This window comes from Pedobacter cryoconitis, from assembly GCF_001590605.1.
Classification (GTDB): Bacteria; Bacteroidota; Bacteroidia; order Sphingobacteriales; family Sphingobacteriaceae; genus Pedobacter; species Pedobacter cryoconitis_A.
Genome location: NZ_CP014504.1, coordinates 4,294,270 through 4,309,044 on the forward strand (window position 1 = coordinate 4,294,270; position 14,775 = coordinate 4,309,044).

The following is a 14,775-nucleotide window of genomic DNA, read 5'->3' on the forward strand; positions in this document are numbered from 1 at the left end:
CTACTCCCACCGCTTCGAAATGAGAGGAAAGATACACAACACATTCAATCCCTCTTCCCTCCAATTTATTCTATATAATTCCTTAGGTTTGTATGAATAGCATAACTATTCAATAAAAAACAATCATATGAACTTCAACTTAGGTGATTTCGTACGTTTCGTAGACGAAAATATAGAAGGGTACATCACCCGCATCATTGACAAAGACACTATCGGTGTCACAGACGCTAATGATTTTGAAATTCCGGTACAGGCCTCTAAAGTAACTTTAGTACATGGTGAAATTCCAGATGAGAATACCGTAGTCACTAATCGCCAGGCAGTAGTTGTTCCAGTGGCAGAATTTATCAAAGAAGGCGTTTATCTGGGTTTGGTTACCGATCAGCACAGTGCAGCAGTGGCACATTTTAACCTGATCAATGAAACTTCTTTCCAGCTATTAGCTACCTTAACCACAGAAAAAGGTGGGAATTTTAAAGGTGAATTTGCAGCAGTGATCCCGGCACACAGTGCTAAAAAGATTTTTTCTGCCAACCTTGGTGACATCCAGTTATGGCCAAAATTCAATATTGAAGTTTTGTTCTCTACCGGCACTAATGTTGAACCACCCGCTCCATTGATTTATCGCGAAAGCATCAAAGGAAAAGACCTATCTGTAGCTAAAGTAGAGATCGCATTGCTGAAACAAAAAGGCTGGTTAATCAGACTTGATGCACCAGAACCATTAATTGATGCACAAAAATTAAAAGAGAGCTTTTTTAAAGCCCGCTAAATAAGGCTTTCCAGCCTTGCTGAGGAACATGAATGAGAGAATTTAGATTTACCCACACTTTAAATACAAGCAGCCGATGGACTTATAACCTGCTGGTCAAATGGGGAATGCCCGAAGACCTCGCAGCCTTTGTCAATCTTTTCCTGCTGATGTTTGCACTGCTCATTGTTATCTATATCTTTCACCATACCGTGAGAAGGATATTAAGGATCATTCTGATCCGGGCCAGCAAACGTTCTAAATTTAAATTCTTTCATCATTTACTCAACAACAGGTTTCCCCATTTCTTAGCCCAATGCGCACCGCTCATCCTGGTCAATGCACTCATTCCAATCCTTTTTTTGGATTTCCCGGATATGATCAAACCTATGAATGCCATTACAGATGTATACATGGTATTTATTGTGATCTGGATTGCAATGACACTAATCAAAGCCAGTGGCGATGATCTCCGGACGAAATCAACGTTCCGTGAAAAACCTATAGACAGTTATATCCAGGTTGTGCGGATGATCCTTTACCTGATTGGTGCAGTAGTCATTTTCTCTCACCTTACCGGACAATCCCCTATTGCCTTTTTTACAGCAATGGGTGCGATATCAGCGGTCTTGTTATTAATGTTTAAGGATACTATTATGGGCTTTGTAGCCAGTATTCAGGTCACTGCCAACGACACAGTAAGGATCGGTGACTGGATCACCATGACTAAATATGGAGCAGACGGTGACGTTGTTGCGATTAATCTGACCACAGTAAAAGTGCAGAACTTTGATAAAACGATCACGACCATTCCTACCTATTCCCTGATCTCAGATTCCTTTCAGAACTGGCGTGGAATGAGTGAAGCAGGTGGCAGAAGGATCAAAAGAGCAATCCTGATCAAGCAAGCTACGATCAGGTTTATTACTGCTGAGGAAGTCGAAGAGTTCAAGAAAATACAATCTCTCACCAGTTATATCGAACATCGTCAAAAAGACATCGATAAGAACAACGAGCGCTTAGGAATCGACAAATCCCTTTTAATCAACGGAAGAAATCTGACGAATGCCGGATTGTACAGAAAATACATTGACAATTATCTGAACAACCACTCAGGAACGCATAAAAAGATGACCATGATGGTCCGGCATCTTGCGCCTACACCGAACGGATTGCCGATAGAACTTTACGCTTTTACCAGCACCACTAAATGGGCTGACTATGAATATATTATGGCCGATATTTTCGATCACCTGATAGCTGCTGCCCGTTACTTCGATCTTCAGATTTATGAAACAGAAGCTTCTGGCGATACCACCAGTATTAGTTTTAATGATCCCCTGACCGTCAGCCGTCCGCCGGCCTCCCGTCAGGAAAATCTTTAGTCAATCAACTGAATTGCTGTGCCGTAATCGATCTTGCCATTTGGTGTTAAAGGAACGGATTCCACAAATTTCACTTTAACCATACTCGGGTGCACATTTAACTTTTCTTTAAGTATTCGTTTAACCTGTTCAGGCGCCAGCTCTTCATTTAAATGCAATACCAAGATGGATTTGTCTTCAATTCCCATACAGACAAAAGTCTCTCCACCCATCGCATTCTTCAAGATCAGTTCTACCTCATCCAGGTTCATCCGCGTACCAAACAACTTCACAATCCTTTTGATCCTTCCGGTAATATAATAATAACCGTCTTCATCTTTTCTGCCTATATCGCCCGTTTGCAGACGTTCAGACTGTTGAAATGTAGCCAGATCTTCCAGCTTTCGGGCATAGCCTCCAAAAATATTAGGGCCAAGATAAATCAGTTCACTGCTATCGGCATCAATCTCGAAACTTCCGTTTTTAATCGGTATCCCAATAGAAGTATTTTTAGTAAAAAGATCGTCAGGTGGCAGGTAAGCCATCCGTCCGGCAGCTTCAGTCTGTCCATACATGACAAAAAACTGCGTCTGCTGCCTTTTTCCATGTTCAGCGAGTACCTGAACCAAAGTATGGTTCAGAATCCCGCCTGTTTGCGTCATATATCTTAATGAAGGATACTCTTTTTTGAAAAAACCAATCCTGTTCAGCATTTCATAAACATAAGGGACACCCCCGATAGAGGTACAAGCATAGTGGTCAAAATCTGCCCAGAAGTCCTGCTGTAAAATATCCCTGTTCGTACAAATCATTTTTCCACCTGCAATACAATTGCTGGTGAAAATAGAAAGTCCGTAAACAAAAATGATGGGTACATTTAAAGGGGTTACATCTGTTGACAGGATCGGAAGAAATTCCAAAATGGAATACGCATTCTGTACCAGGTTTTCATCTGATAGCTTCACAAACTTTGGAGAACCCGTAGTTCCTGAAGTGCTCAATAATAACTTGATCTGCTCATGAACGGGATAATCCGGCTCAGACAGGTTTTTAAACAATTGAATCCTGGAAGACGCTTCGTAAAGCTCAAATCCATCAATTACTGCTCTGGAAGGATCGTAAATATAATAAGGCTGATAGGCCTGCTCCAACTCCAGCTTAAACTGGATATCCAGTTGCGGACTCAATAATGTAACGGTAAAACGGCTCTGCAAGAAGTTTAGAAACACTTCTACCGAACCTATCCTGTTATCTGTATATAAGAAAACCACCGCTTTCCGGTCATCAACCGTAATGGATTGATGAAATTCATTGACCCCATACGACGTATCGGTTAAGGCATCAACATAAACCAGGTTTTTATTCCTTAAAATTAAATCGTAAAGTTTCATGCTGTTCTATATTTTAGTCAAAAGGAGCGGTTTAATTAAATTTCGACCCCGTACTTTTGTAATCCTGAGATCACATTGGGTACGCTGTTCATTTCCAGCAGGTCTTCTGTTTCAATCGCAATAGCGTAGCTGGATTCCAATTCTGAAATCAAGATCATATGTGACATGGAATCCCATTCAGGAACACTTTGATAGGCTAAATCAGCTGTGATCTGATCTGAAGAGATTGCTAAGGCAGTAGCAAAAATCTCTTGTAATTTCGGTGACATGTTCATGTTGTTTTTGTTTTATAGGTTAGGATGAAGCGCTGACCGGATCAGCTGTTTTTAAACTTTTGTTTTCTTCCAGTCCCCTCTTCTAAAGATGACAATACAAGCAATAGCAAGTACCAGTTCGGAAGTGAGAATCGCAATGAATACTCCTTTTGTTCCCCAGTCCAGGCTAATCCCAAGGAACCAGGCCAAAGGAAGCTGAGTGATATAAAACATCAGGATATAGAGCATGGTTAACTGCTTTACATTCCCAGCAGCATTCAATGCTCTGGAAATTACCATCGTATAACCCAGCAAGACATAGGCGATAGACAGGTATTGAATATACATGACCCCATTTTGAAGGATACCCGGTACATTGGTAAAAATGCCGATCACATCCTTCGCAAAAAACAGCCAGAATATGGCTACCAGGCTTAGAAAACACATGTTAAACCAACCTGCCCTCCAGACGGTCTGTTCTGCACGTTCAGGCTGGTTGGCTCCCATATTTTGTCCGGTTAAAACACCTGCTGCATTTCCAATACCCCAAGCTGGCATCGTAGCGACTGAAGCTACGCGCTGTGCAATAATATAACCGGCAAAAGCATCGGCTCCAAAATGAGTAATGATTTTAGTCATGATCAACCAGCTCGAAGAAGGTATCAAGTATTGAAAAGTACCCGCAAAACCTAAGCGTAAAATGCTTTTTACAATTTCCGGTACAAAAGCAAGCTGTGCCTTTTTGATTACAATGATAGTTTTTCCCTGAATCAAATACCAGAATTGATAAATGACACCAATCACCCTGGCAATTACTGTAGCCAGTGCAACTCCGGTCAGTCCAAAAGCAGGAATAAAGCCCCAGCCAAAAATCAGGACCGGACAGAGGATGATATTAATCAGGTTAGAAACCCATAAGTTACGCATCGCCATGGCCGCATCTCCGGCACCCCTGAAGATTCCGTTTAACAGCATCCTGAGGATCAGTAAAAAGACACTGCCCAGCATCAGTTGAGAAAAGACATGCCCTTGTACAATTAAAACATCCGCAGCACCAACTGCATGTAAAACCTGAGTAGAGAAAATACACAATAAAAGTGCGATCGTCCCACCTATACTCACGCCGACATAAATGGCCTGCATGGCAGTAGAACCAGCACTTTCGAATTTAGCTTCTCCTATACGCCTGGCAATAATTGTAGATGCAGCAATACTTAATCCCATGGCTACAGAATAAGCAACAGCCGTAATAGATTGTGTAATCCCTACGATCAGAATTGCTCCTGCGCCAAGTTTGCTGACAAAGAAGATATTGACAAAAACAAAAAGCGACTCCATTGTCAGCTCCAGCACCATAGGTACAGATAGCAATACAATGGCCCGGTTAATTCCACCAGTAGTGAATTTCTTTTCCGTGCCTTGAACTGCCTGACGAAGCAAAAGCAATACTGACCGCGTTTGCAAAATAAGTGTCTTCATTAATTCTCTTTTAAAGATGCGGTTCCAGCAGTTCTGAACAAGGTCAGTGGATTGCTTAATTGCCCGCTTTTAAATGATCTCGCAAAACCGGTCGTCTCTTTATAGCCATTAAACAGTCGCTGACTATTGATATTTAAACGCTTAAAGTGTGGTACAAATAAATTATACCTTTCAAATTTTGCATTCAGCTCCGGGTGCGTTTCCTGGTAAACTTCAATCACGTTATAGACACATTTCCAGAATGATTTTTCAGGATAACCGACAGTAGTATGGAAGAGATCTCCTAAGTACCTGAAATAAGCTTCAAATACTCCGATCAAAATTACCAGTGGCACATTTTCCGGGTTAGAAGAAAGGATCATATTCTCAGAGAAGTCTTTCGGTAACTTGGCCTGAGCTTCCTCATTCAGTAAGATGTCACCTGCAAAATCTTTCAGTACAATACGGACAGGAACGTAGTTTTCCATGATCAGTATTACATTTTCCCCATGCGGGTTTACACAAACAGCATGTTGGTAATAAATATGCAGCAACGGTTTCAGGTAGGCATTCAGATAGGTCATTAACCATTCTTCAGCACGCAGACCTGATCTTTCAATGAGTTCCTGTATAAGGCTTTTTCCAGTATCATCTACATATAAAAGGGAAGCCATGGTCATTAGCTTCTCTCCCGGCCTTAAGAATTTCCCAGGACTTTCTCTCCACAATACCCCCAGGTATTCATTATATTGAAATGGTGGATCTATAATCCCGGTATAGTTCGGATGTAAATAACCTATAGTAGCTACTTCACCTAAAAGTACCAGCCCCAGATCTTGTAAATAGGCATCAGTCAGTAAAACACTTTTAAGCCATGCTGTTAAACGTGGGGCAATAGCGAGTTGCTTTGGTGGTAAACCTCTTACCGTTCCAGTGTTTAAGATAGAAATAGCCGTTTTTACATAATGTTTATCGGGATGGCTCAGGTTATAAAAAGTACGGATACTTTGCTGAGGGGAATAAAGGTCATCGCCAAATTCTAAGGGAACCAGCAATTGACCAGCAATATCTGCAGCAAATAAGATCAGCAATTTATTATTCCACTGCCATTCGTGTACGGGCATGAAAAGATAGTCTGAAGGCACTAAACCCTTAGCAGATAAATAATTGTTGAATGTAATGATTTTCTCTTTACCTAATTCATCTTCAAAGAATTCCTGCTCATTAATCTCTTCTACCGCTTTAAAAGCCGCGCGGCTTTGATGTACCGCGATCCACATTAACCGGGTATTTTGTTTCGCTTCTGGCGCATAATTCAGATAATCATCCTGATTGAAGTCCAGTCTTCCTTTATTGACAATAATCCAGGGATGTCCTTCCATCTGATGTTCAATGGTCTGATAATCTGCCTCGGCCAAAATACCCACCGCCATCCGTCCTTTGGACTGAATAAAGGCGTCTGCGTATAAGGTATGCAGGATTTCTTCTATATAATGGGCGAGTGTAAAGGAGTTGAGACCAAATGTTTGTTGTACTTCGGTAAAGAAAGCCGGTACATCTGTTGCTGGTTTTACTATTCCATTTTCATGCTTCTGGATTGAGGGCTTTAAAATATGCCAGTAATCCAGCAAACGCGGGTAAGCTGAAAAGGTATAATAGATGTTTCCATGATCAGTGGTCAGCCTGAAATGAATCAGCCCGTCTGCATCTTCACTGCTAATTTGTGGAAGCGCAACTTGCTCATGCATCAATTCTGCTAATGTTTTGGCAAAAAGATCTGTATTCACTTTTTCCCATATCGTGAGCTGAAGAGGTGTTATGCTCTCCAGTAAATTTGTCGTTGTCATTTTTAAGATGTTTTAGGCTTAAGTGCTGAAACCAGTTCATTCCGGAAATCTTTGGCTGCCGGGAATTTTGCCCAGTACCACTCGCGGTAACAGAAATTCAGATTAGCTTTTTTGTCCGGTAGTTCGATAACCTTTTCGATTTTGAAGCCCACATGTGCTTTATTCATAATCGAGGCCATAGAATCTACAGCGCCCTCTCCTACCATTTTCCCAACCTTTGGCTCTGCAAACACAAAATCCAGTATCGATTGCGTAGATGGAGAAGCAAATTTTAATTTAGGATCAACCGGTGCAATAAACTGGTGTGTACCATAATCTGTTGGTAAAGCATCATAATATTTGCCAACTAAATCCCGGCACGCCCAATACACTTCAAAGTTAAAAGTAGGGACACCGTTTGCCTCACCGATATAACTGTTCACTACATTTCCCGCAAGCAGCGTACGGTAAAATGTTTCCAGTTCACGGATTGGCCAGTTCATTTTCCAGATCTTTAAGGCGTGCTCACGGTGAAACCACTCATGCAGCATTTCCAGATCGCGGTCCAGGTCTAGCGGACGAATCGTAATTTCAACATCTTCTTTTGCAAAGTAACGGCTGAATACTACATCTTTACCTTTAGGGTTAATCAGTTCTTTAGAGAAGACCTTTTTATTTAACGGATTAGGGAACTCTTTATAAATTGCAGGATGTGTTCTGGGCGCACTGGCCTCGTCCATATTGTTCAGGTTGGTTAGTAAGTTCCCTTTAATAGTCAGGATCGTACTGTTTAATAAATGCGCAACCAGCCCCGTAGTGTCAGCTTCTTCCTCTGCCCAATAGGCGTCATATAATAAGCTGATCAGAACTTGTTCATCTGCAAGGCCGCTTCTGCCTAAAGCATTTACGATCCCTAACAAATGATTGACCAGCAGGTAATAGCTGTGGAAATTGATCAACCTTGGTTCTCCGATAAATGATCTGCTGTCAATTCCAAAATCAGGAATAACGGTATAAAGTTCTTCTACTTTGCCCTGACGGAAAAAATATCCCTGATTATCTCTGAAGTGTAACCTGGCAGGGAAAAGGTTATTATCAAATTCAACCAGCATGTTCTGCTGATGGTATTCCCCACCCAATCCATATTTATTAAAGAGACCGACTAAAGGTTTAATGGTAATTTTAAGATACTGTGTAAACCAGGCTAAAGCAACTTCCTGAGCAGGTTTCCCCTGGCGGCTGGCGGCTTCTGTAATCAGGTTCAGCATCCTTGGTGCTTGTCCTAAAATTCCATCCTGAGTTAATGAGGCAACCATACCTACATTCTTTTTCGCGGCGGCTCCGGAAAAAGGATTTTGCCGGATACTTGTACTAAAGCCATCAATCACCTTCCCCTGGTAACTCACCATAATAAAGGCTGGATCTGTTATCAGGTTTATTTCCGGGAAATCCTTCCCGATTCCCTGGCCCCAGGTTGTTTTCAACAAAACACTGGCATCATATCCACGGTGCAGTTCATGCGGATAGTTGACCCGGAAAGAGTTGGTAATTTTCACATGCAAAGAAAATTTATACATCCATTCGCTCTCTGCATTGTACACGGTACGAACCGATGAAGTTGCGGTAAACAAAGGACCAAATTCCCCCAGACTATGTAAAAGTCCTTTCGCTTGCATCTCCTTTACCTCTGGCAGTGCTACTAAATATTTAGCCTCCCACGGATGTACCGGAATAACTTTCCAGTCTGGATATTGCGTTAATATATTTTTTAAAGTTTCGTCCCCGCCAGCCAGCAAGTCATTTCTGAGCTGTACGGTAGTCAGTACTTCTTCAGAACTCTTTTCAATGATATTATCCGGGTGAACCAGGAAATAACTTAACTGAAATTGTCCGCCTGTTTCCGGAGAATACTTAGCCAGCTCAACTTCGGTAAAACCTGCTCTGCTTTTTGGCAGCGGATGCACACTGTGACCTAATATCAGAGATTGCTCTGCCTCGATAAAAGACATTTCAGGTTGATTGGCTTTACGGTTATTTGCCTGAAAATCGAATAAATAACCTCTTAAATTGTGAATACTATTTTCAAGCCGCCCTAATGTGATCGCTGCATCAACATCCGGATAAGCATCCTTAGCAAATGCTGCAATCAATTCTACAAACCGCTTCGGGTCTATACCATGGATCACATCTGTTTCGCAATTGCGTTCTACCACGGGATAAAAGAAAGAGTGAACACCACTCTCAGAAAAATAATCGAGGGGTACAAAAACCTCTATGCCTATACTGGTAAAATCAAATCTTAAAAATGAAGTGTAACCGCTTGACTGCATATAATCAGCCAAAGCCACATCATATTTTGGAATACCTTCATATCGGCTCCAATTATCAAACTCCCGGCAACAGCAATTAATCAGTGATTTAAAATTAACTTGTTCTGACTGCGTATGCAGTTCAGCTAAGTCGAAAGTAGTACTTTTTGTTTTCATGTAATAGCAGATGTAGGGTTCATAATACATCAATCAGTAATTATTCTTATTTAGAACAATTAAAATTAACAAAGGTAAACGTATTTATAATTATTATAAATAGCAAATAAAACTTCAGGTAAAGAAAGAAATAGTGAAATCGTATTTCTTATTAAGATTTTAGAGAAACTTGTAAGAAACAGCTTTAAACCCCGGCAGACGCGGAGTTCCGGTTAAAAGGGCTGATGTAATGTTAGGGGATAACGGGAGGAAATCTGCGTTCGATTACGCTTAATCAGGAATATCAGCAGAGATAGACTTGCTGAAAAAATAAACAGGCAAGCTTTAAGTTAAGCTTGCCTGTTTATTGGAGTTGTTATTTAAACCAGGTATTGTTGGCGACATCTACGTCCGGTAAAACTTTTTCCGGGTCTAATTCTGCAGAGAGTAACTCTACTGTAGTTGGATAATTAATTGTCCAGCTCTTATTTCGCATCCAAACATCAACTGGTACTTTAATGTTCCCCACTTTACCATTTTTATCTTTCACTTGCAGGATAATAGGCATTGGCATTTGTTCCAGGTTCGTGATCACAATATTATAGCTTTCCAGCTGACCACCATTTTTTACTGGTGTTACACTGGTAATTGCCTGATCCATGATCCAGTTATCCAGGAACCAGCCTTTCCAGAACCAGGAAAGGTCCTCTCCTGCGCCATTTTCCATCGATCTGAAAAAGTCGGTCGGTGTAGGATGCTTAAATGCCCAGGCTTTGATATAATTTCTGAATGCGTAATCAAAACGATCAGTACCTAATACTTCATTTCTTAAGAGTTGAAGACCCATTGCTGGTTTAAAATACAAGTTCTGGCCAATGTTGGTCTCTCCCATGGCATCCGGAGTCAATAAAATAAACTCTTTATCTGGTTTTGACATTGCCTTGGCTGCCGCTTGTATGTTCTGCTTCGAATTTTTATATTCTCCTTTATTAAATGCTTCAGAAGATAATCCATTGATGAAAGTATTGAAACCTTCGTCCATCCAGCCATATTTACGTTCATTGCTTCCAACAATCATCGGGAACCAGCTATGTCCAAATTCATGGTCTATAACACCCCAGGTTTCATCAGTCTTCGCTTTCCAGCCGCAGAAAACAATCCCCGGATATTCCATACCGCTAATGTTGGAAGCAATGTTTACTGCCATTGGATAAGGGTATTCAAACCATTTATCAGAATAATGCTCAATACTTGCTTTCACATACTCTACTCCTCGTCCGTAACCGTCTTTTCCATTGCTTTCTACAGGTTGCGCAGAAACTGCCAGAGATTTTTTACCGCTTGGCAAATTAATCTTAGCGGCATCCAGTACAAAAGCTTTGGAAGAAGCAAAAGCCACATCTCTTGTATTCGACATTCTGTATTTCCAGGTTAGCTGGTTTTTTGCAGGACGCGATTTAGGATCGGTCACTTCATCAGCCGTGCGGATAGCTATAGTCTGATCACTTAATTTTGCCGCATTCCATCTTTTCAATTGAACTGCTGTAAATACTTCTTCAGGATTTAACAATTCACCTGAGCCCATTAAGAGATGACTGGCAGGTGCAGTAATGCTATAGTTAACATCTCCATATTCACAATAAAACTCTCCTGCTCCCCAATATGGCAGCGTATTCCACCCTAACACATCGTCATAAACACATAATCTTGGAAACCATTGTGCAATAGAATAGATCTCTCCATTTTGCGTGGTCAAATGTCCCATACGGTCTGATCCGTTTATTGGAATTACAAAAGAGTAATTCATTTTAATGGTTATGGTTTCGCCGCTTCCTGCCAGAGGTTTATCCAAACGGATCTGCATCCTGGTATCCTCTACCATTGAAGTAAATTTTACGCCTTGTGCTTTTTGAGAAACAGCAAGGTCAGTAATCTGGTATCCACCTTTTACCTTTTCGCCTCTTGCGCCATAACGGCTGCCAGGTTTGATCACACCGTTACCTCTGGAATGCTCTTCAAAAAGATTCTGGTCTAATTGCAGCCAGATATAGGGCAGCTGATCCGGACTGTTATTTTTATAAGTAATCGTTACTGTACCCGTTACTGTATTTTTTTGATCATCCAATGTAGCAGAAATGTTATAATCTGCGCGGTTTTGCCAGTATTTAGCGCCCGGATATCCACTTGCTGAGCGGAATTCATTTCCATTCTGTGTATAAAATGAGGGGCCAAAAGCCAGATGTGGATCATAATTACTATCGGCAGCTGTTTTTTGCGCCTGCAAATTGGTACTAAAAGCAAAAAACACTACAAAAAGGAGTGTTCTCTGGATAAATTTATAATTCATTATATTGGGTTTTATGATTGTAAAAAGGGGTTACTGCCCTGTTAACTTCTTCATATTTGGCAATTTCCTCTGTTCCGGAGGTAATTTTAACCAAGTCTGATAAGCAACAGCAATATAGTAATCATAATTGAAAGGATCATCTGCCTTAACTCTTTCTACCGTTGGTCTGTATAGCTCAATAAACTCCTTAAGCTCTTGTCCCTGCAGCTTGATTAAGCTGTTGACGTGCTCTTCATTAAAGTACTTACTAATTTCGGCTTCATAGGCACCCCGTTCTTCCAGTGCTCTTTCTTTCGCTTTTTCTCTTCTTACTTTTCCAGAACCAAAAGCCAGGCCTATCCCTCCTGCACGCTGAACATTTTGCGTTGGGGAAATTCCATGAACACGTTCAAATCCTTTTGCATTCGGGTTTTTCAGGTTCAGATCTTTGGAAAGCCTCGCACTCTGAATGTCAACTTGTTTCAGGTTGGTGGATGAAGCAGGAAGATAAATGGTTTTGGATAACATATTAGTCAGATACAAAGTATCGGTATGGAAACCCGGCAGGGAAAATTCCAGTAAGTCACCTTTTTTCGCTTTAATCATGAATTGTCCGGCTGCACCTGTTGAGGTGGTCTCGTGCGTATTCAAATTCTTTACCGTTACCTTTTGCAGCGGGAAGCTCTTGTTATCATAGTCAAATACACCTCCGGTAATTCCGGTCTGTGCAAATGTATAGAGTGGTATTATCAGGAACAATACGAGGATCAGTTGTTTAAAAGTTTTCATGGTATTTCTTTTTCGTCAGCCCTGTAGCCCCCCTTTCGGGAAACTCAGAAAAAACGTGGTTTACAGGCGATAACTCCAAATATAATTTAGTTTAATGTTCCACCTTATTTTTTAACAAAAATTAACAGGCAATGGTTTCCCTATTTCAATAATTTGCTATATAATTCCTCATCGAAGCTGATCAGGATTGCTTTTCCGTGTTGTTCTACCACAGGGCGTTTAATTGCACTGGTATTGTTCAATAAAACTTCAATTGCCGATTTTTCATCTTTAACTGCCAGCTGCTGTTCGGGGGCCAGCTTTTTCCAGGTAGTCCCCTTTTTGTTTAAAACTACTTCCCAGCCAAAGGCTGCACACCACTGCTCAAGTTTTTCTGCAGTAATCCCCTGCTTTTTAAAATCATGAAATTCATAATCAATGCCGTTGTCTGTCAACCACGTTCTTGCTTTTTTAACTGTATTACAATTCGGAATCCCGTAAACTATCATCTGTATAAAATAAACGTAAATATACCTATATTTCCCTATTCGTCACATTTTTTGAGGCGTTCATCACATTTTGACGCCCTAAACAAAAACCCTTTGTAGTATTGTAGAGGAATCAGTTTAAAACAGATCTGGTCCCAGCGCTTTACAAGAAAACCATCACATGAAGATTAACATCAAAGACCTCAGCAAAATAGAATTCTGGACCGCAAGTATCATGTATGGCTTTGCCATCATGATGATCATTTCAAATGGTTCAACTAATCATATTTCCACTCCTTACAATTTCCAGGAGGCTAAAGTCAGCTTTAGCTATCTTTCCAATTATTTTTTGCCGGGATTGTTTAAATATTCTATTCTTTATTTCAGTTTTCTCCTGCTCAATTTCTGCTGTCTTCCTCCTTTATACCAAAAGAAAAATACGGGGATAAATCTTTCCATTTTATTTGGTGTTTACTTATTCTCCGGATTGGTTTTGAGTATTGCACAGACTTATAGCCAAGCTTATACGCTGGTTAAATATGATGAGCTGGATGAGGCTTATAATTACATTTTCTTTCAGGGTTTTACTTATGCGGGCTGGGTTGTTGTACTCACAGCAATTTATGTAGCGCTCAAAAAGCTAATCATCTATCTGATGGAGAGTAAAGAAGAAGAGAGTAATCAAAAAATGAAATTGGAAATTGCATTTGCTTCTGCTTTCTGGTTCCTGGGAATATTAGTCTGGGTGGTTATAGCGGTAGACTTCAGGGTAATTCTGGCCTGGACTTTAGTGGTTGGATCTTGTACTTTCCTCACGATCTATGGGATTTATTACCTGATTCCAAATACAATAGCGCAAGGAAAGAAGTTCCGCAACTATTTAGGTAAGAACATGTTATTAGCGCTGATTTTCTGTATCCCTCTGGGTTTAATAGCTGCCGCAATTACCGGTGATGGTGAGATGTTCCCAATCGTAAATATCTTTCATCTGATAGCCCAATTAATGATCAGTACCCCATTGGCCTGGTATATCTATAAAACAAGAAATGCAACAGAAGAACAAATATTTGCACTTAAAAAAGAGCTTGGAAAATCTGATGCGAACCTTGGATTCCTGAAGTCTCAGATTAACCCGCATTTTCTCTTCAATGCATTAAATACGCTTTATGGCACTGCCTTACAGGAGAAAGCCGAGCGCACTGGAGAAGGGATACAAAAACTAGGAGATATGATGCGTTTTATGCTGCACGAAAACATGCAGGACAAGATATCGCTGGTCAGAGATATTGATTATCTGAATAACTATATAGAATTACAGAAATTGAGGACTTCTACTACGGTAGATATCAATATCAAAACTGAAATTGAAGAACAACTAATGGATCTGAAGATCTCACCGATGTTATTAATCCCATTTGTTGAAAATGCTTTTAAACATGGGATCAGCTTACAATCCCCTTCACATATCAAAGTAACTTTACAAACCAAAGCAAACATGCTTTATTTTGATGTCAACAACAGTATTCACCTGAAGGCTGATGGAGATCCTGAAAAAGTCAATAGTGGCATAGGTTTAGAAAATGTAAAACAGCGCTTAAGTCTATTGTATCCGAAAAAACATGAACTGATCATCAGAGAAAGTGCAAAAGAGTTTTTCGTACATTTAACGCTGAATCTAGATTAA

Annotated in this window: 11 protein-coding genes; 3 read left to right on the forward strand and 8 right to left on the reverse strand. The window is 40.5% G+C overall.

Annotated elements, in window-relative coordinates; genetic code table 11:
• Nucleotides 1-127 precede the first annotated feature (127 nt).
• On the forward strand, nucleotides 128-772 hold the full coding sequence (locus AY601_RS17925) for a hypothetical protein (protein WP_068403528.1): 645 nt from the start codon (nucleotides 128-130) through the stop codon (nucleotides 770-772).
• 32 nt (nucleotides 773-804) lie between these two features.
• Nucleotides 805-2,136: a mechanosensitive ion channel family protein gene (locus AY601_RS17930; RefSeq protein WP_068403531.1), complete on the forward strand. Its 1,332-nt coding sequence runs from the start codon at nucleotides 805-807 to the stop codon at nucleotides 2,134-2,136.
• Here the strand turns inward: AY601_RS17930 and AY601_RS17935 are convergent.
• The 8 genes from AY601_RS17935 to AY601_RS17970 form a co-directional block, all read right to left on the reverse strand.
• Nucleotides 2,133-3,506 carry an AMP-binding protein gene (locus AY601_RS17935; RefSeq protein ID WP_068403534.1) on the reverse strand — a complete coding sequence of 458 codons (1,374 nt, stop codon included), beginning with the start codon at nucleotides 3,504-3,506 and terminating at the stop codon, nucleotides 2,133-2,135. The two genes, AY601_RS17930 and AY601_RS17935, sit on opposite strands and share 4 nt — an antisense overlap.
• Nucleotides 3,507-3,541: 35 nt before the next feature.
• Nucleotides 3,542-3,775 (reverse strand): acyl carrier protein, encoded by a 234-nt coding sequence (locus AY601_RS17940; RefSeq protein ID WP_198163550.1) that lies wholly within the window; start codon nucleotides 3,773-3,775, stop codon nucleotides 3,542-3,544.
• A gap of 57 nt (nucleotides 3,776-3,832) precedes the next feature.
• Complete coding sequence (locus AY601_RS17945; protein ID WP_068403541.1) at nucleotides 3,833-5,239, reverse strand: MATE family efflux transporter; 1,407 nt, start codon at nucleotides 5,237-5,239, stop codon at nucleotides 3,833-3,835.
• The gene (locus AY601_RS17950; protein ID WP_068403549.1) at nucleotides 5,239-7,065 is read right to left on the reverse strand and encodes an IucA/IucC family protein; all 1,827 of its coding nucleotides are present in this window, start codon (nucleotides 7,063-7,065) and stop codon (nucleotides 5,239-5,241) included. Before AY601_RS17950 ends, AY601_RS17945 begins: the two co-directional genes overlap by 1 nt.
• A gap of 2 nt (nucleotides 7,066-7,067) precedes the next feature.
• Nucleotides 7,068-9,530 (reverse strand): GNAT family N-acetyltransferase, encoded by a 2,463-nt coding sequence (locus AY601_RS17955; protein WP_068403552.1) that lies wholly within the window; start codon nucleotides 9,528-9,530, stop codon nucleotides 7,068-7,070.
• Between the two features lie 355 nt (nucleotides 9,531-9,885).
• A complete protein-coding gene (locus AY601_RS17960; RefSeq protein ID WP_198163551.1) occupies nucleotides 9,886-11,856 on the reverse strand; it encodes a M1 family metallopeptidase in 1,971 nt (656 codons plus the stop codon).
• Between the two features lie 30 nt (nucleotides 11,857-11,886).
• Nucleotides 11,887-12,624 carry a hypothetical protein gene (locus AY601_RS17965; protein ID WP_157287998.1) on the reverse strand — a complete coding sequence of 246 codons (738 nt, stop codon included), beginning with the start codon at nucleotides 12,622-12,624 and terminating at the stop codon, nucleotides 11,887-11,889.
• Nucleotides 12,625-12,764: 140 nt separating this feature from the next.
• A complete protein-coding gene (locus AY601_RS17970; protein WP_068403557.1) occupies nucleotides 12,765-13,112 on the reverse strand; it encodes an ArsC family reductase in 348 nt (115 codons plus the stop codon).
• Nucleotides 13,113-13,272: 160 nt separating this feature from the next.
• Here AY601_RS17970 and AY601_RS17975 point away from each other — a divergent pair, with 160 nt between their 5' ends.
• Nucleotides 13,273-14,775: a sensor histidine kinase gene (locus AY601_RS17975; RefSeq protein ID WP_068403560.1), complete on the forward strand. Its 1,503-nt coding sequence runs from the start codon at nucleotides 13,273-13,275 to the stop codon at nucleotides 14,773-14,775.

Bases quoted from the DNA above. Each gene is read 5' to 3' on its own strand.
- AY601_RS17960 (WP_198163551.1), bottom strand. From the start codon at position 11,856: ATGAATTATAAATTTATCCAGAGAACACTCCTTTTTGTAGTGTTTTTT.
- AY601_RS17935 (WP_068403534.1), bottom strand. From the start codon at position 3,506: ATGAAACTTTACGATTTAATTTTAAGGAATAAAAACCTGGTTTATGTT.
- AY601_RS17950 (WP_068403549.1), bottom strand. From the start codon at position 7,065: ATGACAACGACAAATTTACTGGAGAGCATAACACCTCTTCAGCTCACG.
- AY601_RS17970 (WP_068403557.1), bottom strand. From the start codon at position 13,112: ATGATAGTTTACGGGATTCCGAATTGTAATACAGTTAAAAAAGCAAGA.
- AY601_RS17930 (WP_068403531.1), top strand. From the start codon at position 805: ATGAGAGAATTTAGATTTACCCACACTTTAAATACAAGCAGCCGATGG.
- AY601_RS17965 (WP_157287998.1), bottom strand. From the start codon at position 12,624: ATGAAAACTTTTAAACAACTGATCCTCGTATTGTTCCTGATAATACCA.
- AY601_RS17940 (WP_198163550.1), bottom strand. From the start codon at position 3,775: ATGTCACCGAAATTACAAGAGATTTTTGCTACTGCCTTAGCAATCTCT.
- AY601_RS17925 (WP_068403528.1), top strand. From the start codon at position 128: ATGAACTTCAACTTAGGTGATTTCGTACGTTTCGTAGACGAAAATATA.
- AY601_RS17955 (WP_068403552.1), bottom strand. From the start codon at position 9,530: ATGAAAACAAAAAGTACTACTTTCGACTTAGCTGAACTGCATACGCAG.
- AY601_RS17975 (WP_068403560.1), top strand. From the start codon at position 13,273: ATGAAGATTAACATCAAAGACCTCAGCAAAATAGAATTCTGGACCGCA.
- AY601_RS17945 (WP_068403541.1), bottom strand. From the start codon at position 5,239: ATGAAGACACTTATTTTGCAAACGCGGTCAGTATTGCTTTTGCTTCGT.